The following is a 23,246-nucleotide window of genomic DNA, read 5'->3' on the forward strand; positions in this document are numbered from 1 at the left end:
CTGGCGCGCGGCGCTTTGCCCCACCGCGACTTTGGGTTGGAAAGCTGGAAACTTAGCTTTTGTTTCCAACTTTAGTTTGGCACAAAGCCGCTATGAACGGTGGGGTTTTAGACCCAGGTTCTTTGATAACTAGGCTCATCGCAAAGTAGAGCATGCCCAACCGGGGGGCAGCAACGTTACCTCCTTGACAGGGAGCGGCAGCAGACCGAACCCGTGAACAGCACAACCCTTCCACAGGTGGATGCCGCGTTGGGTCAGTTGCTTTCCCCGCCGGCGTGGGTTGGGTGCAGGTTCAACAAACGGTTGTTGGGCCGGGGACATCGTGGCCCTGGCTGGCACGGGCGGCGGCTCAAATGGTGGGATTGGGCGGGTTGGGAAGTGCCCCAAGATCTGGGGAAGGGAAACTCCAGATCCCATCTTTAGGCCCCGCAAAGAGCAAGTTTTCCAGGTTGCGCTCACGCCTACTCGAAAACCCTTGGAGATAGAGATTCTTTCTCCGTGGGATCCCTGAAAGCCCAAGGCTACTTTGCTCGATGCAATCAGTGGGGCTGCCGATGCAAAAGAAGGCCAGACCGTCATAGCCTTAAAGAGCAGGTTGTTGAATACTGCTGGTTATATCCCTTCGATATTCTTTGCTGGCCCTCTTAAGATCATCTGAAAGCAGTCGGTTACTGAGTCCTCACCCAATCGCGAGCTTGTTGAGATGAATGTACAGCGTTCACCCATAGTTAGCTCAGCCAAGAGCCACCTTATAAAAAGCCTAGAATCGACCGAGCAGCGGCTTAACATTCAAATCTTGGCTCGCTGTATCGGCACTGCCTTGAACCTGGGCGCTCCCCTTAGGGTTGAGGTGCACTACACTCCACAAGCACATGAATAAGCTCTGAATAAGTTTTGCTCAACCCAGTTGTTTCTCTGCTTTGTTGGCTTGCTGAGGGTGGCTTGGCGAGGAAACTCAAACTGCTCGGAGTGGCCACTTGGCCGAGAAAACCGTCTGCCCAGGCAAGCATAACGCTCTAAGTTAGCTTAACATCAATGAAGTAGACAGGCTAAAACCCCTCTGCTTCAGCGAGGGGATACAGCCAACCCAAGGGGCTTTAGCCCCTAGCAAGGTCGAATTAGCAACAATGCTTGGACTAGATCCAAGCAGAGTTGGTAGGGGGCTTTTGACTGCTCCCACCCACCTTAATCCGTGGGTGACAGCTCAAAGGGCAAGCAAAGCGATGTGGCTTCAGCCTGTTGCCTAGCGTCCTTTGGGAGTCCTCTCTCTTTCAAGGAGGGGAGAAGTCAAGACTGGGCTTGGCCTTACCCGGCCAACTCAGTGCCCAGGGATCCGGATCAACTTCCTTCGCGTTGCAGGCAAAACAACCATGGTAGGCATCTTCAAGCGCTTGTTTGGCTCTCGTGGCCAAGCAGATTCCCCACCCTCAACGAAAACTGTTGCCAAGCCAACCCCCAAGAAAGAGAAGAACGACAATACCTTTTTTCTCGATCCAGACGAGGCCAAAACCCTTGGCAACATCGAGTACATGCGCACCCCCAGGATTGTGAAGCACACCTTCCAGGATTTCGGCAGCAAGGAGAAGGTGGAGGTGGTGGAGCAGGTCTCCTCTCTTGGCAAAGTTAAGCTGTCTACAGAGCCAGCCAAAACTCCTGAAGCCGCTTCTGAGCAGGGATCCGCGACTTCGAGCAGCAGCGAAGCCGGCCCGCGGCGCCAGGGCGGATCAGACATGGATCTGTTCCGCAACATGGCCCGCAGCCTGAAACGAAAATAGGCGAATTCAGATTGATCCCGGTCAAAGCCAATTTGCGGCAGCGACAGGCGTGATACAACTGCTATCGAATCCACACTGAACTGGAGAAGGAGCAATGGCGATTAAGCGAGGCACCCTGGTGCGGGCCATCCGCGAGAAACTGGAGGGCAGCCTAGAAGCCCAGGCAAGCGATTCTTTGATCCCCAACTACGTTTTCGAGACCGCCGGAGAAGTGGTGGATATCAAAGATGACTACCTGCAGATTAAGTTTGGGTCTGTTCCCACTCCTACCATTTGGCTGCGGGCGGATCAGGTTCAGGAGATTGCAGGTTGAATAGAAGCAGGGAATGCTCCACACCCTGTAATGGGGTGAAGAGGGTTCAATGGCACTTTTGGCTGCTCCTACCCGTGAGCAACTTTTGCAGCGCAGGCGACTTTTGCGTCGGCAGCGGCGCAGCCAATTCTGGCAGGGATCCTGGCGCTTGACCAGTTCGATGGCCGTCTTGACGCTGCTGGTGCTGGGCCTGCGGCAGCCCTACTGGCAAATTCGTCGTCCGGAACAAATTCAGGTCGAAGGTGCCCACTGGGTCGATTCCACCTGGATCCGGGCGCAATTGCCCCTGCGGTATCCCCTCAACATTTGGCAGGTGCAGCCGGCTGTTTTGGAGAGAGCCCTGCTGGGATCCCCGGCCCGGCCTTCTCCCATCGAAAGCGTCCAGGTGCGGCGGCGGCTGCTGCCGGTGGGGGTGATCGTCCAAGTGCGGGAACGGCAACCGGTTGCACGCGCGCGATGGGGCGACCGGATGGGCTGGGTGGATCGGCAGGGCAACTGGCTGCCTCCCGATCCGTTTCGGCCCCCTGGCCCCAGCGGATCTCACTCTTCTTGGCCGGAGCTGGAGTTGCTGGGGTGGGAGAACCAGGCCCCAGAGCAATGGGCGCGGTTGCTCCAGGCCCTGCAGCAGTCGGAAATTGAGATCCAGGCAGTGGATTGGCAGTCTGGAGAGGGGATTACCCTCCATACCGAGCTGGGCAAGGTCTACCTGGGGCCGATTTCCGACCGCTTGCCTTTGCAAATTCAAACCCTCAACCAAATGCGCGATCTGCGCCGCTACTGCGAGTGTACACCCGACGACATTCTCCAGATCGACCTGACCAGCCCCAGCGTGCCCACCCTGCAGCTCACCCCTGCCGCCACCCAGGAGCGCTGGAAACACCTGCAGAGGCCCTAGCCTTGCCATGAACCCGGTGCCGGCGGTGGAGGTCAACCAATTGTGGATAGCTTATCCCGGCCATCCGCCGGTGCTGCAAGGGCTGGATCTGCGGGTCGAGGTTGGGCAGCATCTGGGGGTGATCGGCCCCAATGGCGCCGGCAAAACCACTCTGTTCCTCACCCTCTGTGGCCTGTTGCCCCTCTGCTCTGGCCAGGTGAGCTTGTTTGGCCAGCCGCTGCAGCCCGGCCAGTTTCGCCCCGAGGTGGGCTTGGTGTTTCAAGATCCCAATGACCAATTGTTTGCCCCATCGGTGGCCGAAGATGTGGCCTTTGGGCCGCGCAACCTGGGACGTTCTGAGGCGGAGATCGCGACTGCAGTTGAGGCCGCCCTGCAGATGACCGGCACCCTGCACCTGGCCGCTCGCCCACCCCATCATCTCTCCGGTGGGGAAAAGCGCATGGTCGCCATTGCCGGGATCCTGGCGATGCAACCCCGGTTGGTGCTCTACGACGAGCCAACGGCCAACCTCGATTTGCGAGCTCGGCGACGGTTGATGACCTTTTTGCAACAGGCTGCCCACACTTTTCTGCTGGCTTCCCACGATCTGGAGCTGATCCTGGCGGTGTGCGATCAGGTGATTCTCCTAGATCAAGGTCGCATCTGGGCCCAGGGATCCCCGGCCCACCTGATGAGCCAAGCCGACCTCATGGAAGCCCATGGCTTGGAAGTGCCCCCCTCGCTGCGCCGATAACGGCAAAAATTGAACAGATGTCAAGAATTATTTTTGAATTGATAACAATTTTGCCTCTCTTAATCAAAAGCTATCGCGCTAATTAAAAATATTGATTTTCGTCCAGGATTAAATGGGGATATCATTTTGTTAAGTCGGGGGATCCCTTCTCTGGGCCGTCCTCATCGATTTTGTATGATCGATTTTGTGCAAGAAAGATGGGGACTTAGCTTAGAGTTGGCAGCTTTGCCCGCCGGAGTGACAGTTGCGGTTAACGCTGATGGCTCCTACGACCTTTTCTGGCTTCAGTCTGATTGGGTCTGAGGTCGGCGGCTGGGCAGGGCCTTCCCTGTGGGGAGGTCTGTGTCGGCGGGGGTAGGTGTTCTGGGAAAAGCTGTCCATCGAGGTTTGGGCAGAGGATCTCTCAGATGAGTCCGAGGGAGAGTGCAGGATCGAACCCAATAAGCCAAATCAATTTGCAGATCGATTGGCCTTATTGCCGGGTTCGGCAACGTTCAGGAACTGAGTGTTCAAAAGTGGAGAGTTGATATGCCTATTGCAGTTGGAATGATCGAAACCCGCGGGTTCCCGGCAGTGGTGGAAGCTGCCGACGCTATGGTCAAAGCAGCCCGCGTTACCCTGGTGGGTTATGAAAAAATCGGCAGCGGTCGGGTCACCGTGATCGTGCGGGGGGATGTCTCGGAGGTGCAGGCCTCGGTGGCTGCCGGTTTGGAGTCTGCCAAGCGGGTGAGTGGCGGTGAGATTCTCTCCCACCACATCATCGCCCGGCCCCACGAGAACCTGGAGTTTGTGCTGCCCATCCGCTACACCGAGGCGGTGGAGCAGTTCCGCACCTAGTTCCTCTGAAGAGGATTCAGAAGCTGCCCCCGATCCCTAGAGTTCGCACCCCATTTTCAGCGTAAGGAGTACCTATGGCTATTGCAGTTGGAATGATCGAAACCCTGGGCTTCCCGGCAGTGGTGGAAGCTGCCGACGCCATGGTCAAAGCAGCCCGCGTTACCCTGGTGGGCTACGAAAAAATCAGCAGCGGTCGGGTCACCGTGATCGTGCGGGGGGATGTCTCTGAGGTGCAAGCTTCGGTGGCTGCCGGCATTGACTCGGTGAAGCGGGTAAACGGCGGCCAGTTGTTGTCTTGGCACATTATCGCCCGTCCTCACGAAAACCTCGAGTACGTGTTGCCCATTCGCTACACCGAGGATGTGGCCCAGTTCCGCGAAGGGGTGAATGCCATCCGTCCCTTCACCCGTCCCTGATGCGTATCGCCATTGTGCGGGGCACCGTCACCAGCACCCAAAAGGATCCCAGCCTGACGGGCGTGAAGTTTTTGTTGGTGCAGTATGTCGATCTCGAGGGTCAGCCGCAGCCCGACTATGCAGTGGCTGCCGATCCGGTGGGGGCGGGCACCGACGAGTGGGTGCTGATCAGCCAAGGCAGCGCTGCTCGCCAGCCGCAGGGAAACCAGACCCGCCCGCTGGATGCGGTGGTGATGGCGATCATCGATACCGTCAGCGTTGGCGGTCGCTCCCTCTACAACAAGCGCGATCAACGCTAGCTGGGATCCCTTAGCTCTCTTGCTGCCCTTATCCCGTTCTAGAGGCTCACGGTTATGCCTGCTCACACCTATGCTGCACCGCCAACGCCTTGGTCTCGCCGACTGGCGGAGCCCCAGATCGATCCCACCGCCTACGTGCATTCTTTTTCCAACCTCATTGGGGATGTGCGGGTGGAAGCGGAGGTGCTGATCGCTCCGGGAACTTCCATTCGTGCTGACGAGGGATCCCCCTTCCACATTGGCGCCAGATCCAACATTCAGGATGGGGTGGTCATCCACGGTCTGGAACAGGGGCGGGTGATAGGAGAAGACGGCCAGCCCTACTCGGTTTGGATCGGCAGAAACACCTCTATTGCCCACATGGCTTTGATCCACGGGCCGGCCTACGTGGGCAACGATTGCTTTATCGGCTTCCGCTCCACGGTGTTCAATGCTCGGGTGGGGGATGGCTGCATCATCATGTTGCATTGTCTGATCCAGGATGTGGAGATCCCCCCCGGCAAGTATGTGCCTTCTGGATCCATCATCACCACGCAGGCCGAGGCCGACCGGCTGCCGGACGTCCAAGATAGCGACGCCAAGTTTGCCCAGCACGTGATCGGCATCAACCAAGCCCTGCGGGAGGGCTACCAGTGCAGCGAAAACCTCGTCTGTATCGCCCCCATTCGCAACGAACTGCAGTCGCGCGCTTCTAACTCAACGGCTACGGAGACAGCACCCATGACCCATTCCTCCCATCGCGCCAATGGCCGGAACGGCGGCGGATCGGCTCTCAAGCCGGAGGTGGTGGAGCAAATTCGCGCCCTGTTGGCCCAAGGCTATCGCGTGGGCCTGGAATATGCCGATGAGCGTCGCTTCCGCACCTCCTCCTGGCAAAGCGGCAGCCCAATTGCCAGCACCCACGAGGCGGAGGTGGTGCAATCGCTGGGGGCCATCCTGGCGGAGCACCAAGGCGAATATGTGCGCCTGCTGGGGATCGATCCCAAGGCCAAACGGCGGGTGCTGGAGCAGATCATCCAAACCCCTGCTGGGCCGGCGCTGGTCTCTGGGATCCCCGGCCGCGTCTCGGCAGCTGCTGCCCCAGGTTCTGGTACATCTGGCTTTCGCTCTGACGCAGGGCTGGAGGAGGAGATCCGGACGCTCTTGGCGCAGGGGTATCGCGTCGGCCTGGAGGTGGCCGATGTCCGCCGCTACCGCACCTCTTCCTGGCAGACTTTGGGCAATTGGAGCGGCTCGGCCCAAGAGATCCTGGCCGCTGTACAGGCGGCCCTGGCCGAACATAGGGGAGAGTATGTGCGCCTGCTGGGGATCGATCCCAAGGCCAAACAGCGGGTGCTGGAGAAGGTGATTCAAACCCCGCAAGGCCAGGTGAGCGGCAGTCCTGCAGGCGGGGGCGCGATGACAGATACAGTTCCTGCGGCAGGTGGCAGTGCTGGCCTGGATCTGGAGGTGCAGGAGGAGGTGCACCGGCTGCTGGCCCAGGGCTATCGCATCGGCTACGAGTATGCCGACGAGCGTCGCTTCAAAACCTCTTCCTGGCAGAGCGGGCCGGCCATTCGTGCCACCCGCGGGCCGGAGGTGTTGGCCAAGCTGACGGCTGCCCTGGCCGAACATAGGGGAGAGTATGTGCGCCTGCTGGGGATCGATCCCAAGGCCAAACGGCGGGTCTACGAGCGCATCATCCAAACCCCTGGCGGCAGGTCGGCGACGGCTTCCGCCCCCGCAACTCAAGGATCCGCTGCTCCCGGTGCTTCTTTTTCTCCCACCCCTGGCACCCGCCTCAGCAGCGAAGTGGTGGCTCAGGTGCAGCAATTGCTCAGCCAAGGCTACCGCATCGGCACCGAACATGCGGACAAGCGCCGTTTTCGCACGTCTTCTTGGCAAAGCTGCAGCCCCATCGAGGCCACCCAGGTGCCCCAGGTGGTGGCGGCTCTGGAAGCCTGCCTGGAGGAACATCGCGGCGAATACGTTCGCCTGCTGGGGATCGATCCCAAGGCCAAACGGCGGGTGCTGGAGCAGATCATCCAAACTCCCTGAGGGATCTCCATTTTTCTTGACCTCTGTTGGCTCAAGCCCAACCCCCCAGCGATGAGGAGCACCTTGGCCTCGACTTTGCCCGACTCCATGACGCTCCGCGCCTTGCCCGGCCAGAACGACGAAACTCGCTATCTTGTCAGTGGTGAGGTGCAGGTGGAGGCGGGGGCAGGCATTGGGGCAGGGGTGCTGCTGCGGGCCAACCCCGGCTGTCGGATCCAGATTGGGCGAGGCGTCTGTATCGGCATGGGATCTGTTCTGCACGCCTGTGGGGGATCCCTCATCGTGGAGGCGGGAGCAACCTTGGGAATGGGGGTGCTGGTGATCGGGCAGGGCACCATCGGCAAAAATGCCTGCATTGGCTCGGAAACCACGCTGCTCAATTGTTCGGTGCTCAGCCAAGCGGTGATCCCTCCCGGCTCCCTGCTTGGGGATCCCACCTATGGTTTCGCTCTCCAGGACGGCAAGCCCACCCAGGCAGAGCCCTCGCCAGCAACAGGGGAAATGGCTCCAGCAACGCGGCCTGAGCCGGTTCCTCCCAGTTCTCCGGTGGCCAACGTCGAAAAGCAAACCCAAGAAAAATCCGGCTCCCCCAAGACCAAGACGCGCAAGCTCAACGGGATCCCCGGCCATTCGGAATTGGATCGCCTCTTGGGCAAGATCTATCCCTATCGGCAGGTGCTTTCCTCTGGGGATGGCCGGCTCTGACGGCTAAACTGGCATGAGTGGTTAGGAGGCCGATGTCAACCTCTCTGGGCCTGATTCAGACGCGCAGCTTTCCGGTCATTGTGCGCATTGCCGACGCCATGACCAAATCGGCAGGCGTGACCCTGATCGGCTTCGAGAAGATCTCAGGAGGCTACTGTACGGCGATTGTGCGGGGGGGAATTGCCGACGTGCGCATTGCCATTGAGGAGGGAATTGAGCTGGCCCGCCAGTTCGAGCAAGAGGAGATCTCCAGTTTGGTGATCCCGCGCCCCCTGCCCAACTTAGAAGCGGTGCTGCCGATTAGCAGCAAGCTGTCTCAACTGGCCCAAAACCGCGGCTACAGCCGCCTCAGCAACTTGGCCGTGGGCCTGTTGGAAACCCGCGGCTTCCCGGCCATGGTGGGGGCTGCCGACACGATGCTGAAAACGGCGGATGTCCAGTTGGCGGCCTACGAGACCATTGGAGACGGCCTCTGTACGGCCATCATTCGAGGCACGGTGGCCAACGTGGCCATTGCCATCGATGCGGGTATGTACGAGGCGGAACGTATCGGCGAGCTGAACGCGGTGGCCGTGATCCCGCGCCCCCTCGACGAGTTGGAGCAGGCGCTGCCGGTGGCCAGTTGTTTTGTGGCCCAGCCCGTTACCCTGCCGGTAACCCTTCCTCAAGTTCAGGAACAGGAAGTGCGGCGCAGCGATGCGGCTGTGGAGCGGATCCCGGTTTACCTGGAGCCGCCTGAAACTCCCTAGCCCCGCCGACCGATCCATCCTCACCCAAGAAAGCCGAGCAAGGCAGAGGGGAAAAGTGCTAGGCTAATCAAAGACCTGGGTCCGTGCAGCTCCGACGCCCAAACCGTGTCAGGATCGGAAGATAGCAGCACCACGGGATGCTCAGAGCAGGCGCGTCAACCCGGGTCGCCCCTTGCTTCTCCATGTTTCTTTCTGCTGGGTCATTCTCGGTCAAGCTTTTCTTCCTTTTGTCCTGGCAGCCCACCACGCTATGTCCGAGACAGATAATCCCCTCGCCAATTGGGCACAGAAGGCTTTCTACTTCGGCATGGGTTTGGCCGCTGTGGCGGCAGACAACGCCGCAAAGGTGGCCGGCAAGGCGGGTAGCCGTCTGCTGGAGCTGCGCAAGCAGGCACAAGCTTTGGTGGACGAACTGGTGGAGCGGGGGGCGATGACTGCTGAAGAGGCGCGGGCCTACATGGATGCCATTGCTGCCAATGCCAATCGCAAGGGGGAGGAAAGGCAAACTGCCGGCCCCCGCAGGATTAACATCGATGACATCAGCGATGCCGAGGTGGAGGCAAGCACTGCCATCGAACTTTCGGAAGCAGCCCGTCTGCGCCAGAAAATTGCCGAATTGCAGGCAGAACTAGACCGCATCAAGAAGGAAGCCAGAAACTCCTGAGCTCGCCATCCCGACTTTGCTAGTGAGGCCAACCGGAGGGAGCAGCCTGGAGGATCCCATCTTGCGAGAGAAAGCGAGAGCTGAGAAAGGGGCGCAGCGCCTGGGGAATGCGAATCGAGCCATCCGGCTGTTGGTGATTTTCCAACAGGGCAGCTAGGGAGCGCCCCACCGCCAAGCCGGAGCCGTTCAGAGTGTGGACGAAGTAGGTGCCTTTTTGCCCGGCCTCTTTGTAGCGCAGGTTGGCGCGGCGCGCCTGAAAGTCCCAGCAGTTGGAGCAACTGGAGATCTCGCGGTACTGATTTTGGGAGGGGAACCACACCTCCAGATCAAAACATCGGGCCGCTGAAAATCCCAGATCGCCGGTACACAGCTCCACCACCCGGTAGGGCAGTTCCAACATCTGCAAGATGGCCTCGGCATCTTGCACCAGCTTTTCGTGTTCGGCTTCCGATTGATCTGGGCGAGTGACCTTGACCAACTCCACTTTTTGAAACTGGTGCAGCCGGATCAGGCCCTTGGTGTCGCGACCATAGCTGCCGGCCTCGCGGCGAAAACAAGGGGTGTAAGCACAGAAGTAGAGAGGGAGGGCTTCCGCAGGGATCACCTCATCCCGGTACAGGTTGGTGAGGGGTACCTCCGCCGTCGGGATCAGCCACAAGTCATCGTCGGCGCAGCGAAAGCTCTCCTCGGCAAACTTGGGCAACTGCCCCGTCCCCTGCAAAGCGGCGCTGTTGACCAACAAGGGCGGGATCACCTCGGTGTAGCCGGCGGCAAGGTGGCGCTCCAGCATCATGGCGATCAAGGCCCGCTCCAGAGCCGCCCCCGCCCCCACCATGGCTACAAAGCGACTCTGGGCCACCTTGACGGCGCGGCCAATCTCCAAGAGACCCAGGTTCTCGGCAATTTCGTCGTGGGGAAGGACGGGATGGGCGGGTTTCAGCTCATCTCCCCAGCGGCGCACCTCCACGTTGTCGGCCTCATCTCGGCCCACCGGCACGCTGGGCAGGGGCAGGTTGGGGAGGGTGAGCAGCCGGGCGCGCATCTCCTCCTCCAGCTCCCGTTCTTGCTGCTCCAGTTGGGCGATCTCGGCCTTGAGATCTGCCCCCTGCTGCCGCAGAGCCGCCACTGCGGAACCTTGGGGATCCGCTCCCTGACGGATGAGCTCGCCGACTTTCTTGCCGAGGCTGTTGCTTTCTGCCTGCAAGGATCCGCGGCGAGTCTCCAACTGGCGCCGCTCCCGATCCAACTGTAGGATCCCGTCCAGATCGACCGTCGCCCCGCGCTTGTCCAGGGCTTGGCGTACCTGTTCTGGGCGATCCCGCAGCAGCTTCAGATCCAGCACAGAGATTGCCTACCCTCGGCTCCAGATACCCAACCTATTTCTTCAGCCAGCTGAACATGGCCCGCAGCTCCTTGCCCACCTGCTCGAGGGGGTGTTCCGCCTCGCGGCGGCGCATCGCCGTAAACCCTGGCTTGCCGGCTTGGTTTTCCAAGACAAACTCGCGGGCAAATTGACCGCTTTGGATCTCGGCGAGGATCCGTTTCATTTCGGCGCGGGTTTGCTCCGTGATGATGCGGGGGCCACGGGTGTAGTCGCCGTACTCTGCCGTGTTGGAGATGCTGTGGCGCATCTTTTCCAGGCCACCTTCGACGATGAGATCCACGATTAGCTTAACTTCGTGCAGGCACTCGAAGTAGGCCAGTTCCGGTTGGTAGCCCGCTTCCACCAGGGTCTCAAACCCCGCCTTGATCAGAGCCGTGAGGCCGCCACAGAGCACCACCTGCTCCCCAAAGAGATCCGTTTCCGTCTCTTCCCGAAAGCTGGTCTCCAAAATACCGGCCCGCGTGCCGCCGATCCCTTTGGCGTAGGCCATGGCCCGCTCCCGCGCCATCCCGGAGGCATCCTGATGGACGGCAAACAGGCAGGGCACCCCTTGACCTTCTTGGTAGGTGCGCCGCACCAAGTGTCCAGGGCCTTTGGGGGCGACCATGATGACATCCACATCTGCCGGCGGCTGGATCTGCCCAAAGTGGATGTTGAAGCCGTGGGCAAAGAGGAGCACGTTCCCCGGCTGCAAATGCGGGCGGATCTCGCTCTGGAAAACGGCCTTTTGCACCTCATCGGGCAGCAGGATCATCACCCAGTCGGCGGCAGCCGCAGCATCTGCTACGGTCTTGACCGTCAACCCGTCCTGCTCCGCTTTGGGCCAAGAGGGGCTGCCGGGATAGAGGCCGACGAGGACGTTGACACCACTGTCGCGCAGGTTGAGGGCGTGGGCATGGCCTTGGCTGCCATAGCCGATGATGGCAACGGTTTTGTCGGCCAGAAGCTCCAGGTTGGCGTCGGGGTCGTAGTAGAGGCGAGCCATGGTCGAGCAGGGGTACTGGGTGTCTTGTGAGCAGGTGCTTGACTAGGATAGCAGGAACCAAGGGATCCCTGAACACTCCAGTTGCCCAGATCAGACTCCGTGATGAACGGTTTTCACCCACCTCAGGCGCTTGGGCTGCACACACATGCGAGCGGTTGTGGCGATCATCACCGGCAGCCAGTGGAGCATGTAGACCAAGCCAAGGGCAGTGTGCCACCAAAGCTGCCGTCCGCGCAAGCCTTCCACGTGACGCAGCCCCCGGTAAAAGGCCACCGTCAGGCAGCCCATCACCAGGGCGTTCAAAGGCAGCAGCACAGAAGAGTGGCCTGTCAACAGCACCCAGAGGGTATCGGGAACCAAGGCCATCGGCAGCAGATACTGAGAAATAAAAAAGGCCCAGAGATCCACCGTTTTGGCCATGCCCATGCGGCGACCGAGGATCCCCGGCCAGTAGTCGAGATAGCGCTGATAGCCTCCTTCCGCCCAGCGGCAGCGCTGATGCCAGAGACTTTTCCAGGAGGTGACTCCTTCTTCAACAATGGCTGGCTCCGTCAAGAAGGCAATATCTACGCCCGCCAGGTGCAGCTTAAAGGTGAGATCCAGATCATCGGTGAGTGTGGCCTCGTTCCAACCACCGCACTTTTCCAAGACATCTCGCCGCACCAATTGGCCGTTGCCGCGTAGCTCGCCAATACCTCTTACGGCCACCCGCTGCTGCTGCAAGTAGGCATCGGAGGCCATTTCCGCCACCTGGCCCAGCGTCCAGAAGTTGACGTTGGGGTTGCCCAGGGCCTTGCGCACCTGAACGGCGCCCACTGCCCGTCTGCTGAAACGGCTGCGCAAGCGGGATGGAGTCCTTCCCACTTGAACAAACAAGGGCAGAGTGCGGACAAGAAAATCGGAGGGCACCACAGCATCGGCATCGCAGACCAGGATGATCTCTCCTTGGGTCAGGGGCAATACCTCGTTGAGGGCACCAGATTTGCCTCCTCCTTGCCCCGGCTGCCGCCGGTAGACCCGTAGGTGCGGGATCTGCTTCTGGGCTTCCCGCAGAACGTCAGGGGTGGCATCGCTGCTGTTGTCGTCGATGGCCCACAGCTCCAGATGGCTGGTGGGGTAGCGGAGCTGGGTCAAGCTGTGCAACAGCCGCGGGAGCACTGCGCTTTCGTTTTTGGCCGGGATCAAAACGGCCACGCGGGGCAGGGCCAGCCCACTCAACTCCGCATCCGGCTGCCTCGGTGGGACGGAGCCCTTATCCGTTGATCCAGGATCCCGGCAGGTCACGTCGCCAGAAGGAAGTCGCAGGGGGGGCGGGGAGGCTGCCGGCTGCAGACGAAATAACCGACTGATGTGGATCACCATGAACGTGGCCAACCCCATGGTGATCCAGCGAGCTGTCGGCAGCACATGCATTAGGCTGACGACTCCCCACACCATGGCCAGAACCAGCAGAGCCTTGAGGCGGCGGCGTTGGGCCGAGGTCAGCAGCCAGTCGGGAAGATGCAGATCCTCAAGGGGCTCCGGCTCTGACCAGACGAACTCAGACACAGGAATCCTCCCACGGGCGCCAATGTTAACCACCCCCGCCAACCTATCGGGACTTTATTCCGAAGGCTGTTAAGAGGCTGTTACTTATTGTCACCTATTGTGCCGGCGAAACAGAGTTCTTGAGTTTCTGCAGGCGAGAAAAGTTGGGGATCCCTAGCTCCGGTTCTCCGGCAAGAGGCGAGGAGCCTAGGGGTTGCCGCGAATCTCCTTGATCACCCCATCTTCCAGGAGGATCTCGACCTGCATTTTCTGGATCAGGTTGTCTCCTTTTTGGACGCGGAAGAAGCTCTCCACGTTGCCCTGCAGCACTTCTTGGTTGAGCTCCAGGGTGGTCAGTTGGTTGATCTGTTGCAACAGTTGATTTTTCTGATCCAAGAGCCGGATCTTCTGCTCATTCACGCGGCTTTTCACCGCTTCCACCTGTTGGAGGACTTGGGGGCTGTTGGGGTTAGAGCTCTGTTTTTCCAGTTCGGCAATGGCCCGCTTGCCCTGAAACTCCAGTTGTTGCATCTGAGCATCGGTGGCTTCGATCTGCCGCTCCAATTGCTCCTGCATTTCCTTTTTCCAAAGGGGGGTGACCACCACCTTGATGGGGATGTTGCGCTTAAGCAGTAGCTGAGTGCCGTTGCTGACGTTGTTTTCTTCCATAGAACCTATCCAGGCAGACGACCAACCAAACTGGGATTGTAGAAATCTCCCCTAAAAGCTCTGGGTTTGGGGAAGAGGAGCTCAACAGAACGAATTTTCCCCCGCCGAGCCGGAGAATCCATCTATTTATCCTACTGGCTGGGATCCCCGCAGTAAAGTCTCGGCTGGGGGGAAATGGCGGTTTTGGTTAAGGATCTTGAAGGCCGCTGCCCTGCGGCGGCGCAGATTCGGCTAGCGTGAAAGACGGTGTTCTCGGATTTTGCAGCAGCCATGAGCGAACTGGCCTCAACTCCCTGGCAACCCTCGGCTGGGGCTGCCCGGCCGGTGCGGATCGCCTCCCGCAAAAGCGAGCTGGCCTTGGCCCAGACCCACTGGGTCATGGAGCAGTTGCAGGCCCACCATCCGGGGTTGCCCCTAGAGCTGCACACCCTTTCCACCCAGGGAGACATCATCCTGGATGTGGCGCTGGCCAAAATCGGCGACAAGGGCCTATTTACCAAGGAGTTGGAGGTTAGCCTGCTCAACGGCAGCAGCGACCTGGCGGTGCACAGCCTCAAGGATTTGCCCACCCGCTTGCCAGAAGGCTTGGTGTTGGGGGCCATCACCCGGCGGGAGGATCCTCTGGACGCTTTGGTGGTGCGGGAGGAGCTGCGCGGCTACCACCTGGCCACCCTACCAGCAGGGACGGTGATCGGCACTTCCTCTTTGCGGCGACTGGCCCAACTGCGCCACGCCTTTCCCCACCTGCAGTTTAAGGACGTGCGGGGCAACCTCAACACTCGCTTGGCCAAGCTGGATCGGGGGGAGTACGACGGCCTGATCTTGGCGGTGGCCGGGCTAAAGCGCCTGGGCCAAGCACAGCGGATCCACGAGGTGCTAGATCCCAGCGTGTCCTTGTACGCCGTTGGCCAGGGATCCCTCGGCATCGAGTGCCGGCAGGGGGACGAGCGGATCCTGGAGCTCATTCAACCCTTGGCCGATGGGGAGGCCACAGCCCGCTGTTTGGCCGAGCGAGCTTTCTTGCGGGCGCTGGAGGGGGGCTGTCAGGTGCCCATCGGCGTCCACAGCCAAGTCCAGGGGGAAGAGCTGCACCTAACCGGCATGGTGGCCGACCTAGAGGGGCGACGGCTGATCCGCGATACCCAAACGGGATCCACTGCCGCTCCGGAAGCGGTGGGAATCTCCCTGGCGGAAAAGCTGAAGCAACAGGGGGCCGACGAAATCCTGCAGGCCATTTTTGCCCAGGCTCGCCGCTAGACTGCCTGGTTTTCAGGGTCGCGGAGCCGGCGGTAGGGATCGGTTTAGCCGCTGCTCAACCTTCAGCCCCACCCAGATCACGCCGATCCCGCAGGCCACCAACACCGCCGACTTGGCCAAGAGGCCGGTCTCGTACTCGAAAAAGCGGGTCAGCACCACCAGGGTTAGCCCCAATAGCCCCTGCCAGAAGCGCCCCCGCAGCCCCTGCTGCAACCCTTCCCAGCAGAGGATCGCCGACAATCCCACCAGCAGCAGGGTCAGGATCCAGGGGGCCAAGAAGGCCAGGGCCACTCTTGAGGTCAAGTTCCTAGAAACAGCATTGCTGATCACCAGCAAAAGGGCCAGGGTAATCAGGGAGAGGAAAACGACGGCATCCTTGAGCCAGGCGGAAATGGGCTGGGATCTCTTGGCCTGCCACCCCTGCCACCAGCCCCAGCCAGCCAGCAGCAGCAACCCTGCCGCCGACAAGCTTGCCCAGGGATCCACAGCTTGGAACAGAGGTGAGGGGTCGGGATCCCAGTCCCAGGGGTCACGGAAGCTCCAGACGTAGAGCAAGAAACCCAGCCCCAGCAAAGCCAGGCCCTCCGCCGTCGGGATCAGATCCAAGCCTTGCTCCTGCTCGCCATCCTGGCCATTTTCTCCGGTCAAAATCCGGCTTAGCCGGTAACCATGGCGTTGGTGCCAAAAGCCCAGGCCCCAGACAACGGCAAGACCAAGCAGCAGCCAGAGGGTCAAGCCTTCTCCAGAGCTGTCCCAGCGCTCTGCCAACCTTTGTAGCGCCAGGCCGAAGTCCACCAAAGCCAGGGCAAAGATCCAGCGGGAGCGGCACCCGTAGGCAAGGGGCAGCAAGAGACCAAGGGCCAGCCAGGGGTAGAGAGGGTCGAGAGCAGTGCCCCCTTCCCAGACGGCAGTCACCCCCGCCAGGGCGAACAAAAGGCAGGCCAAGACGCCACTGGGGGTGTGGAACAAGCTGTAGGCCACGGCCAAGCTGCCCAGCCCCCAGCCCAAGAACAAGCCCGCGGGGGATCCCCCCATTTGGACCCACTGGGCCATCAGAATAATGGCGGCTCCCAGGGCCAGCTCCCCGGCAATCAATAGGGCGCTGCCCAAGCGCGGGGATCCCTGCTGCCAAAGTCGCAAGCCGGCCACCTGCAGTCCCACCGTGAGGGCCAGGGATCCCAAGGCTCTGGCCGAGCGGGGAATGGCGTCCCAGTTGGCGGCCACGAAGGAGATCACCCCCAAGCCCACCAGCACGGCGCCCAACAGCAGCAGCACCAGGGTAAAGCGGCTGGCGGCTGTTCGCGGCAAGCTATCGAGTTGGTAGTACTCCCGCAGGCGATCCCGCTGCGCCGGCTGAATCAGCCCCTGCTCCACCCAGGTGTCCAACAGGTCGGCCAGTTGGCGGCGGAAGCGGTCGTCGGGGCCAGAGGAGCGGGGAGAAGTCATGGCACCCTCACCCCCTGCCCCTCTCCCAGCCCTCACCCCCGGCCCCTCTCCCTGAGGGAGAGGGGAGATTGGGATCGGTAGCCTGGAGCACTCGCTGCAGCACCTCTTGGTAGCCGGCTGCTGGATCGCCGAGATCAAAGCGAAAGAGGTCTTTATCCAGCACCCGCGGCTCAGTCCCTTCTAGATCCCACAGGCGGCAGGTGTCGGGGCTGATCTCGTCCGCCAGCCAGATCTCCCCTTGCTCGTCCAGGCCAAACTCCAGCTTAAAGTCCACCAGCTCCAGCCGGCAGCGCCGCCAGAAGTGGCGAAGGTGAGTGTTGACCGCCAAGGCCAGGGATCCCAGCTTCTCCACTTGCTCTGGCGTGGCCAGGTGCAACAGGCGGATGTGGTCGGGGGTTACCAAGGGATCCCCCAAGGCGTCGTTTTTGTAGTAGAACTCCACCAGCGGCGGCTGGATGGGCAGGCCCTGCTCCAGGCCTAGGCGCCGGCAGAGGCTGCCGGCCGTGCGGTTGCGCACCACCACTTCCAAGGGCAGGATCCGCAGGGCGCGCACCTGCATCTCTCGGGGGCCGGTCTGGGCCAAAAAGTGGTTGCGGATGCCCTGCTGCGCCAGGTAGGCAAACACCCGGCTGGAGACGGTGCAGTTGACCTCCCCTTTGCCGGCGATGGATCCCCGCTTTTGGGCGTTGAAGGCCGTGGCGTCGTCTTTGTATTGGCAGAGGTAAACCTGGGGATCGGCGGTGCGGTAGACCCGCTTGGCCTTGCCCTCGTAGAGGAGCTCTGGGGACGTGGGCGAGGATGGCATGGGCAACCCCTAATAGCCGGTCAGCCGTCCGCGGATCCCTTGCCAAAGGGTAATGGCGAGGATGCGCAGATCCAGCCACAGAGACCAGTTTTGCACATAGTAGAGATCATACTGGGTGCGGCGGGCAATGCTGGTGTCTCCCCGCAGGCCGTGGATCTGAGCCCAGCCGGTGAGGCCACTTTTCACCAAATGCCGATCCGGATACTTGGGGATCTCCTGGCTAAATTGCTCCACGAAGTAGGGCCGCTCCGGGCGGGGGCCCACCAGGCTCATTTCCCCCTTCAAGACGTTCCAAAGCTGGGGCAGCTCGTCCAGGTTGGTGCGGCGCAAAAAGGCTCCTATCTTGGTTCGGCGCGGATCCCCGGGGCGCGTCCAGCCCGGCTGGCCGGCTGCCTCGGCATCCACCCGCATGGTGCGGAACTTGGCAATCCAAAAGCGGCGCCCATCCAAGCTCACCCGCTCCTGCCAATACAAGATGGGGCCGGGGCTGCTGCAGGCCACCAGCAGGGCGATGACCAAAAATAAGGGGCTGAGCAACACCAGGCCCAGGGAGGCCCCTAGGATGTCTACCGCTCGCTTGAGGAAACGGTTGTGGGCGTAGCGCAGAGGGGGCTGGCGCAGCGTCAGCAGCGGGATCCCGTCCAGGGACTGGAGGCTGAAGTTCACCGTCAAAAAACCGAGGATATCTGGCACCAGCCGCACCTGCACCGACAGGGCCTGCAAGCTGAGCAACAGAGGTGCATTGGCCAGCTCCGGCTGCCCAAACCACACCTCTTCGATCTCGGGGTGAGCCTGCACATAGGCCACCAGGTGGCTGGGCTCCAGCCGCTCCAGCTTCTGCAAAGGCTCTGGTTCTGGCGCCGAGGGATCCCCGGCCACGGCCCAAGCCTTAATCTCAAACCCCAAGGCTGGGCAGCGCTCCAGCCGCTCCAGCACCTCAGCCAAGAGCAGGCCGGATCCCACCCAGATGACCCTTCGCCGCCCCTGGCCGTGGGCATACAGCCAGCCCATGCCCAGCCGCAGCAGCGCCCGCATCCCCGTCAAGCCGAGCAGGGCCAGCAGGCCGGCATAGCCCACCACCAAGCGCGACAGCGAGACGGAGCGCACGAAAAAGGCCCCCGCCAACACCAAGCCAAAGGTCACCCCCAGCCCCAGCAGCAAACTGGCCCATTCCTCAAAGCGAGATAGGCGCTTCGATTCGCCGTATCCTCCCAAGCCGGCCTGAACGCCCCAATAGCTAAGGACTGTCAACAACCCCAGGCCAGCATAAACATCCCAGGGCAAAAGCTGGTGGGGGCGCAAGCTGCGCAGCCAATAAGCCGCCCCGAAGGCCAGCCAAATACAGAGCCCATCCCCCAAACAAGCCAAGGGCACCCACAGGCGATGCGGATCCAAGCTCAGGGTGTAGCCGCGAAAGAAACCCGTCCCGCCAGCGCGATTGGCCAAGAGCTATCTCCTCCAGCAGTTAAGACTGGAAACAATCCTACAGAAAAGGTTATCCATTTGAGGATGCAAGGACTCCGTCTCGCTAGCGCGAACGGCAAAATCGATGTTGACTGAAAAAACTGGTAATAACGGCGAGAAGTTGAGGATTAAGAGGCTCAGTTTCTCAGAGGAGCAATTTTCTTAAGGCTGGCTACCGCCAATAAAGACAGGCCAAAGGGTAGGGAGAACTTAGAAATTAAATAGGCTTCCGCAGCAAAAATCTCGGTTAAAAGCCAATTGATCCAAGGCGAGAGCATGTTTAGATCCTGCTTCTCCTTGAGGCGAAGGCTCTTTTGGGCTAGGCGGATCCCTGCTGCTAATGGAAAGAGAAAGCTGTTGAAAAAGGTAAAGGTATGAATTTGCAGGCCGGCACTCTTGAGTAAGGAGAGAAGTTGTGCTGCTGTGTAGCGTCTCTTGTGGTGATTGAGCTCGTCATGGGCGCTCCACAGCCAGGGGTAGGCCGGTACCGTGATCACCATGTAGCCGGATGGCTTTAACCTCTGGATGAGAGCTTCCAGAGCTGCTTTGTCTTCCTCCAAATGTTCTAAAACGTCCAGTAGGGCAATAAGGTCAAATTGCTGGGAACCAAAAGGGATCCGATGCGGCAATTCACCTTCGGCCACAATCCCAATGCCGCGGGCCCGGGCCAAAGGCAATGCTATTTCGCTTCTTTCCATGGCCCAGACTTGGCCAAATTGAGACAACATTTCTAGGTTGCCGCCACTGCCACAGCCGGCTTCCAAGATACAAGCCGCGAGCGGAAGAGGGATCCCGGCAATAACCTGCCTGAGAATGCGGCGGCGCCCCACAAACCACCAATGTCGATCTTCTAAGCCCGCCATTTGTTCATAAGCTCTGGGATCCATACAATAGTCGTTCCAAATATTGGGAAACAGCTTGTTAGTTGATCCCTTGCTCCCCTCTCCCACGAGGGGAGAGGGGTTGGGGGTGAGGGTCGAAAGATGACCTTATCCTATACTTTTCCGGTGTTAGAGAACTCCGTCCCGCTTACGCGATTTAGGTTTCAAGGAGAAAGCCTGGCCTTGCCCCAGCGATTTTTGCGGTACCAGGCGGCCACGTGGGGGCACCAGGCCTCAAAGTGGGGCCAAATCAGTTCACACAGATACTGAATTTCTCGCTGGGCATCTTCTTTAGCTCGTAAATCCAGAAAATGCATCAAGCTGCGGCAATTAAAAGAGACTACAAAATGTTGGCGGATCCCGTAGCCGATGATGTTACGAGCATCTTCATAAGGCAATCCGCACTCTTCGACCAGGCGATAATAGGCAATGGCCTGACTGCGATACTGCTCAAGAATGATGTTCAGGGCCTCGGGAGAGATGGGCTTGAAGCCTTGGCGGGTTTTGGCCTTGCCTTCTTTGACGCTGGCAGGAACGTAAAACAGAGTTTCCAACTCTTGCAAAGATAACGAGGGCTCCGCGCCGGTTTTGTCGGCAAGAGCAGCGGTTTCGTTGGTGCTCCGAGGCGCAGACAAGAGTCTTTTGCCCAAATCGGCAATTTGCCGGCCTGTATATCGAAAAGATTGAACGTCGAAAGAAACTCCCACTCGATGAGTACGGGCCTGTTGCATGACAGCATGGGGAAAATAGCCCACCCCAAACGTGATCTGAGGGTGCTCAAGAGGCCCATAGTGGCCACGATTGCCCTCCAGCAGATGCCGCACCACGGCCTCTCCATACTGTTCCGGGATCCGGCCCTCTGGGGTAACAAAATCGGGGCTGTAATCTTGGTGCATCGCCTGCCAGATCACCCGTTCGGGATCTGGAGTTTGGCTAAGCACCACCACTTGAAATAAGGCATCCACTGTCAGAAAGCCGTACCCTTTCCCCAAAGTATAGAGGGAAGACACCTAGAGAAGGCGGCGGGCCCGCGTCTCCTCTGCCAGCACCATGTTCAAGCCCGGATTGCTGCGCATCAGCCCCGCCACGTAAAGGGTATAGACTTTCCCCGCCTCTAACTGGAGGTCAAACCGTTGCAAGGGAATGCTCCGGCTGGGAGCCGACTGCACACCTGGCGCGGGGGCTGAAGGAGCTATGGCCACCTGAATTTGGGTAAAGCCGGGGCGCATGGCTTGAAAGGTGGATACTTGTCCGAAGGCCAACTGGGGCAGCAGCACCCGCCCTTGCTCCCCTTGCCATTGCAGGGCCGGCGCATCAGGGGCGGCGTGGACAAACCGCACCAGGGCTTGATCAAACGGCGGATGGATGTTGTCTTCCAATACCAGGGCTGTCATGCGATTTGGCTCGTTGGCAGCCACCACCGAGAACACTCCCCCGCCCCTGAGGTTAGCCACAGTTCTGGCCGCAACCGTTCGCGCTAGCGGAACGGAGTCTTGAGAACTTGCGGGCTGGCCGGGGTTCTCAGGTGTTGAAAACAAAACAATGTCGTACTCGCCCGCCGGCATGCGCACGTACTCGCTCACCGCGCCGTAGGCTATGCTCCGAGCAGCCCTTACCCCTCCCACTTCCAAGTCGATCCGAGGGGCATTGGGGGCCACATGCACCAAGCGCACCTGGACCTCAGAAACTCCCGCAGATGCCGAAGGCATCGGGATGGCACAGCCGGACAAAAGCCCCGGCATTAAAGCCCCACCCACCACGCAGAGGACTGCGCTCACCCACTGTCGCACCATAGTTTATGCTCACTCCCACTCCTCACACCCAACGCTCAGTAGGGATCGAGCAGAAGGGCCCTCTCGCTCCCCAAAAGTTCGGTTCGGCGCAAGGGATCCCCTCCACTGACGCCAAAGAACCTGCTCTTGTCTTACCCCAGTTTTGCGCCTGATGCCATAGAGCCGGGCAGGATTTGCCGGCCCCCCTAAATCAAAGGGATCCCGGCGACAGGATCAAGAAGAACTGGGCGAGAAGAGCGGCGGCTGAACAAGCGGAAATAGGTGCTGACGGCCAACTCTTTCAGCGGGAAAAGCAGGTAGGTGAGGGGGTTGATGGTAACGATGATGTTGCGGCAATCGCGTTTGGCCTGGGCCAGGATCTGGGCGGCCACCCAATCTCCCGACATAACTCCAATGGGATTGAGCTGGCTCTTGAAGGGACCGAGGATGAGTTTGCGCACCACGCAGGGAGCGTCCAGGCGGCGCAGGGTAACCAAATCTCCTAGGGCCCGCTTGGAGAGCTCGTAGAGGGGGCTGAAGGCAGGGCTGACCTCGGCTTCTGAGGTGTTCACCCAAACCTCTTTGGTGGCCATCTCTGGGTTGTTGCGAACTGTCTGGAAGAACAGCTCCATCAGCCGCCAAGCCGAGAAAGTGTTGACGGCGTAGGACTGGCGGACAGACTCGGGATCCCGCTCCCCATGCACGTTGAGGCCGTGGTTGATCACCAAGATATCGACCCGCTCCAGGAGTTCGGCCAGGGATCCCTCCTGCCCCACCTGCCAGCGAACGGTCTCCACCGGCTGGGGCTGGCCGTCCACTTCGATGGCAACCGAATCCGCATGGGAGCTGAGGGCGATGACTTTGGCGCCGTAGCGGTGACAGTGCTGCAAGAGGGCCCGGCCCAGGGTGCCGGAGGCGCCGGTGATGGCCACACGCTTGCCTTTCAGGGAGAGACTGGTGCCCATAATCCGATCCACCAAGGTCAAGGTGCCGCAAAAGTAGGCGTTGGTATCGTCGAAGTGGTGCCGCCAGTGGTAGGCGCGGTTCACATGCCACTGGCTGGGGGGAGCGGGGAAAGGCCCCGGCTGGTGGGTGATATCCGTCTGCAGAGCCAGCCCATAGCCCCGCAACATGCCGGCCACCCAGAAACTGGCCGAATAGAGCACTCCCACTACTGCTGCCAGGCCGTAGAAGAGGGATCCCTGGCCCAACAGCACCACCCAGGGGATCCCGGCTAGAACCATCGTCGCCGCTTCGGGAACATCGTGGTGCCACTGGGATTCTCGGTATAACTTGGGGTCTACCACGCTGAGATCGGGGCGGAACAGGCGGTGGTGCAGGGTGTGCTTGGGCATCAGCCAGGGCCAGAGGTGGGCCAGCCAATGGCGCACATCTCGCACGATCTCCGCCCAAAGGACGGAAGCCAAGGCAATGGCTCCCACCGCTAGCCACTGAGTTACGCTGCTAACATCCATAGGGCTTTGCCGACAGTAGCCGAACCATCCTGGGCTCGCCGTCGCCTCTTGGCATCAACCTCACACAGTTGGCGACCCTCAAAAATCATCGCAAAGATCGTTGATAAAGACCATCCTAGACCGCGAGCAAGACGGCCAACGGCAGCCTTTGGGATCCC

At 60.3% G+C, this 23,246-nt stretch carries 23 protein-coding genes and 1 other RNA gene; 13 read left to right on the forward strand and 11 right to left on the reverse strand.

Annotated elements, in window-relative coordinates; genetic code table 11:
- The first annotated feature begins 1,370 nt into the window (after positions 1 to 1,370).
- The 12 genes from NW844_RS02495 to NW844_RS02550 all read left to right on the forward strand — a co-directional run bounded on the left by NW844_RS02495 (position 1,371) and on the right by NW844_RS02550 (position 9,423).
- Positions 1,371 to 1,775: a hypothetical protein gene (locus tag NW844_RS02495; protein WP_414333179.1), complete on the forward strand. Its 405-nt coding sequence runs from the start codon at positions 1,371 to 1,373 to the stop codon at positions 1,773 to 1,775.
- A 94-nt stretch (positions 1,776 to 1,869) separates the two neighbouring features.
- Positions 1,870 to 2,088: an NAD(P)H-quinone oxidoreductase subunit O gene (ndhO, locus tag NW844_RS02500; protein WP_414333180.1), complete on the forward strand. Its 219-nt coding sequence runs from the start codon at positions 1,870 to 1,872 to the stop codon at positions 2,086 to 2,088.
- 49 nt (positions 2,089 to 2,137) lie between these two features.
- On the forward strand, positions 2,138 to 2,983 hold the full coding sequence (locus NW844_RS02505) for a cell division protein FtsQ/DivIB (protein WP_414333181.1): 846 nt from the start codon (positions 2,138 to 2,140) through the stop codon (positions 2,981 to 2,983).
- Positions 2,984 to 2,990: 7 nt separating this feature from the next.
- Positions 2,991 to 3,716 (forward strand): energy-coupling factor ABC transporter ATP-binding protein, encoded by a 726-nt coding sequence (locus NW844_RS02510; protein ID WP_414333183.1) that lies wholly within the window; start codon positions 2,991 to 2,993, stop codon positions 3,714 to 3,716.
- A 528-nt stretch (positions 3,717 to 4,244) separates the two neighbouring features.
- On the forward strand, positions 4,245 to 4,553 hold the full coding sequence (locus tag NW844_RS02515) for a carbon dioxide-concentrating mechanism protein CcmK (protein WP_011430450.1): 309 nt from the start codon (positions 4,245 to 4,247) through the stop codon (positions 4,551 to 4,553).
- A 74-nt stretch (positions 4,554 to 4,627) separates the two neighbouring features.
- Entirely contained in the window at positions 4,628 to 4,969 is a 342-nt protein-coding gene (locus tag NW844_RS02520) for a carbon dioxide-concentrating mechanism protein CcmK (RefSeq protein WP_011433395.1), read from the forward strand.
- On the forward strand, positions 4,969 to 5,268 hold the full coding sequence (locus NW844_RS02525) for a EutN/CcmL family microcompartment protein (RefSeq protein WP_414333186.1): 300 nt from the start codon (positions 4,969 to 4,971) through the stop codon (positions 5,266 to 5,268). Before NW844_RS02520 ends, NW844_RS02525 begins: the two co-directional genes overlap by 1 nt.
- Positions 5,269 to 5,322: 54 nt before the next feature.
- Positions 5,323 to 7,305 (forward strand): ribulose bisphosphate carboxylase small subunit, encoded by a 1,983-nt coding sequence (locus NW844_RS02530; protein WP_414333188.1) that lies wholly within the window; start codon positions 5,323 to 5,325, stop codon positions 7,303 to 7,305.
- A 63-nt stretch (positions 7,306 to 7,368) separates the two neighbouring features.
- Positions 7,369 to 8,010: a hypothetical protein gene (locus tag NW844_RS02535; protein WP_414333190.1), complete on the forward strand. Its 642-nt coding sequence runs from the start codon at positions 7,369 to 7,371 to the stop codon at positions 8,008 to 8,010.
- A gap of 32 nt (positions 8,011 to 8,042) precedes the next feature.
- Positions 8,043 to 8,759, forward strand: a complete 717-nt coding sequence (locus tag NW844_RS02540) for a carbon dioxide-concentrating mechanism protein CcmK (RefSeq protein ID WP_414333192.1) — start codon at positions 8,043 to 8,045, stop codon at positions 8,757 to 8,759.
- A 72-nt stretch (positions 8,760 to 8,831) separates the two neighbouring features.
- Positions 8,832 to 8,929, forward strand: an RNA gene (gene ffs / locus NW844_RS02545) — signal recognition particle sRNA small type.
- 80 nt (positions 8,930 to 9,009) lie between these two features.
- Positions 9,010 to 9,423 carry a hypothetical protein gene (locus NW844_RS02550; RefSeq protein WP_414333194.1) on the forward strand — a complete coding sequence of 138 codons (414 nt, stop codon included), beginning with the start codon at positions 9,010 to 9,012 and terminating at the stop codon, positions 9,421 to 9,423.
- 19 nt (positions 9,424 to 9,442) lie between these two features.
- On the opposite strand, the gene serS is transcribed toward NW844_RS02550, so the two are convergent.
- The 4 genes from serS to NW844_RS02570 form a co-directional block, all read right to left on the reverse strand.
- Positions 9,443 to 10,765: a serine--tRNA ligase gene (gene serS / locus NW844_RS02555; RefSeq protein ID WP_414333195.1), complete on the reverse strand. Its 1,323-nt coding sequence runs from the start codon at positions 10,763 to 10,765 to the stop codon at positions 9,443 to 9,445.
- 34 nt (positions 10,766 to 10,799) lie between these two features.
- Positions 10,800 to 11,792, reverse strand: a complete 993-nt coding sequence (gene ilvC, locus NW844_RS02560) for a ketol-acid reductoisomerase (RefSeq protein WP_414333196.1) — start codon at positions 11,790 to 11,792, stop codon at positions 10,800 to 10,802.
- A 90-nt stretch (positions 11,793 to 11,882) separates the two neighbouring features.
- Positions 11,883 to 13,340 (reverse strand): glycosyltransferase, encoded by a 1,458-nt coding sequence (locus NW844_RS02565; RefSeq protein WP_414333198.1) that lies wholly within the window; start codon positions 13,338 to 13,340, stop codon positions 11,883 to 11,885.
- Between the two features lie 186 nt (positions 13,341 to 13,526).
- A complete protein-coding gene (locus NW844_RS02570; protein WP_414333200.1) occupies positions 13,527 to 13,988 on the reverse strand; it encodes a YlqD family protein in 462 nt (153 codons plus the stop codon).
- Positions 13,989 to 14,258: 270 nt separating this feature from the next.
- Here NW844_RS02570 and hemC point away from each other — a divergent pair, with 270 nt between their 5' ends.
- Positions 14,259 to 15,245, forward strand: a complete 987-nt coding sequence (hemC, locus tag NW844_RS02575) for a hydroxymethylbilane synthase (protein WP_414333202.1) — start codon at positions 14,259 to 14,261, stop codon at positions 15,243 to 15,245.
- Between the two features lie 12 nt (positions 15,246 to 15,257).
- Here hemC and NW844_RS02580 read toward each other — a convergent pair whose 3' ends face one another.
- From NW844_RS02580 to NW844_RS02610, 7 genes are all read right to left on the reverse strand, one after another.
- Entirely contained in the window at positions 15,258 to 16,691 is a 1,434-nt protein-coding gene (locus NW844_RS02580) for a DUF2157 domain-containing protein (RefSeq protein ID WP_414333204.1), read from the reverse strand.
- A gap of 7 nt (positions 16,692 to 16,698) precedes the next feature.
- Positions 16,699 to 17,496: a phosphoribosylaminoimidazolesuccinocarboxamide synthase gene (gene purC, locus NW844_RS02585; protein WP_414333205.1), complete on the reverse strand. Its 798-nt coding sequence runs from the start codon at positions 17,494 to 17,496 to the stop codon at positions 16,699 to 16,701.
- Between the two features lie 9 nt (positions 17,497 to 17,505).
- Complete coding sequence (locus NW844_RS02590; RefSeq protein WP_414333207.1) at positions 17,506 to 18,942, reverse strand: sugar transferase; 1,437 nt, start codon at positions 18,940 to 18,942, stop codon at positions 17,506 to 17,508.
- A 155-nt stretch (positions 18,943 to 19,097) separates the two neighbouring features.
- Positions 19,098 to 19,847 carry a class I SAM-dependent methyltransferase gene (locus NW844_RS02595; RefSeq protein WP_414333209.1) on the reverse strand — a complete coding sequence of 250 codons (750 nt, stop codon included), beginning with the start codon at positions 19,845 to 19,847 and terminating at the stop codon, positions 19,098 to 19,100.
- Positions 19,848 to 20,005: 158 nt separating this feature from the next.
- Positions 20,006 to 20,806 carry an FAD-dependent thymidylate synthase gene (gene thyX, locus NW844_RS02600; protein WP_414333221.1) on the reverse strand — a complete coding sequence of 267 codons (801 nt, stop codon included), beginning with the start codon at positions 20,804 to 20,806 and terminating at the stop codon, positions 20,006 to 20,008.
- A 45-nt stretch (positions 20,807 to 20,851) separates the two neighbouring features.
- Positions 20,852 to 21,634: a DUF4397 domain-containing protein gene (locus tag NW844_RS02605; RefSeq protein WP_414333210.1), complete on the reverse strand. Its 783-nt coding sequence runs from the start codon at positions 21,632 to 21,634 to the stop codon at positions 20,852 to 20,854.
- A gap of 185 nt (positions 21,635 to 21,819) precedes the next feature.
- Positions 21,820 to 23,088 carry a bifunctional sterol desaturase/short chain dehydrogenase gene (locus NW844_RS02610; RefSeq protein WP_414333212.1) on the reverse strand — a complete coding sequence of 423 codons (1,269 nt, stop codon included), beginning with the start codon at positions 23,086 to 23,088 and terminating at the stop codon, positions 21,820 to 21,822.
- Between the last annotated feature and the right edge of the window lie 158 nt (positions 23,089 to 23,246).

Source organism: Synechococcus sp. H55.2 (assembly GCF_047462495.1).
Taxonomy (GTDB): Bacteria; Cyanobacteriota; Cyanobacteriia; order Thermostichales; family Thermostichaceae; genus Thermostichus.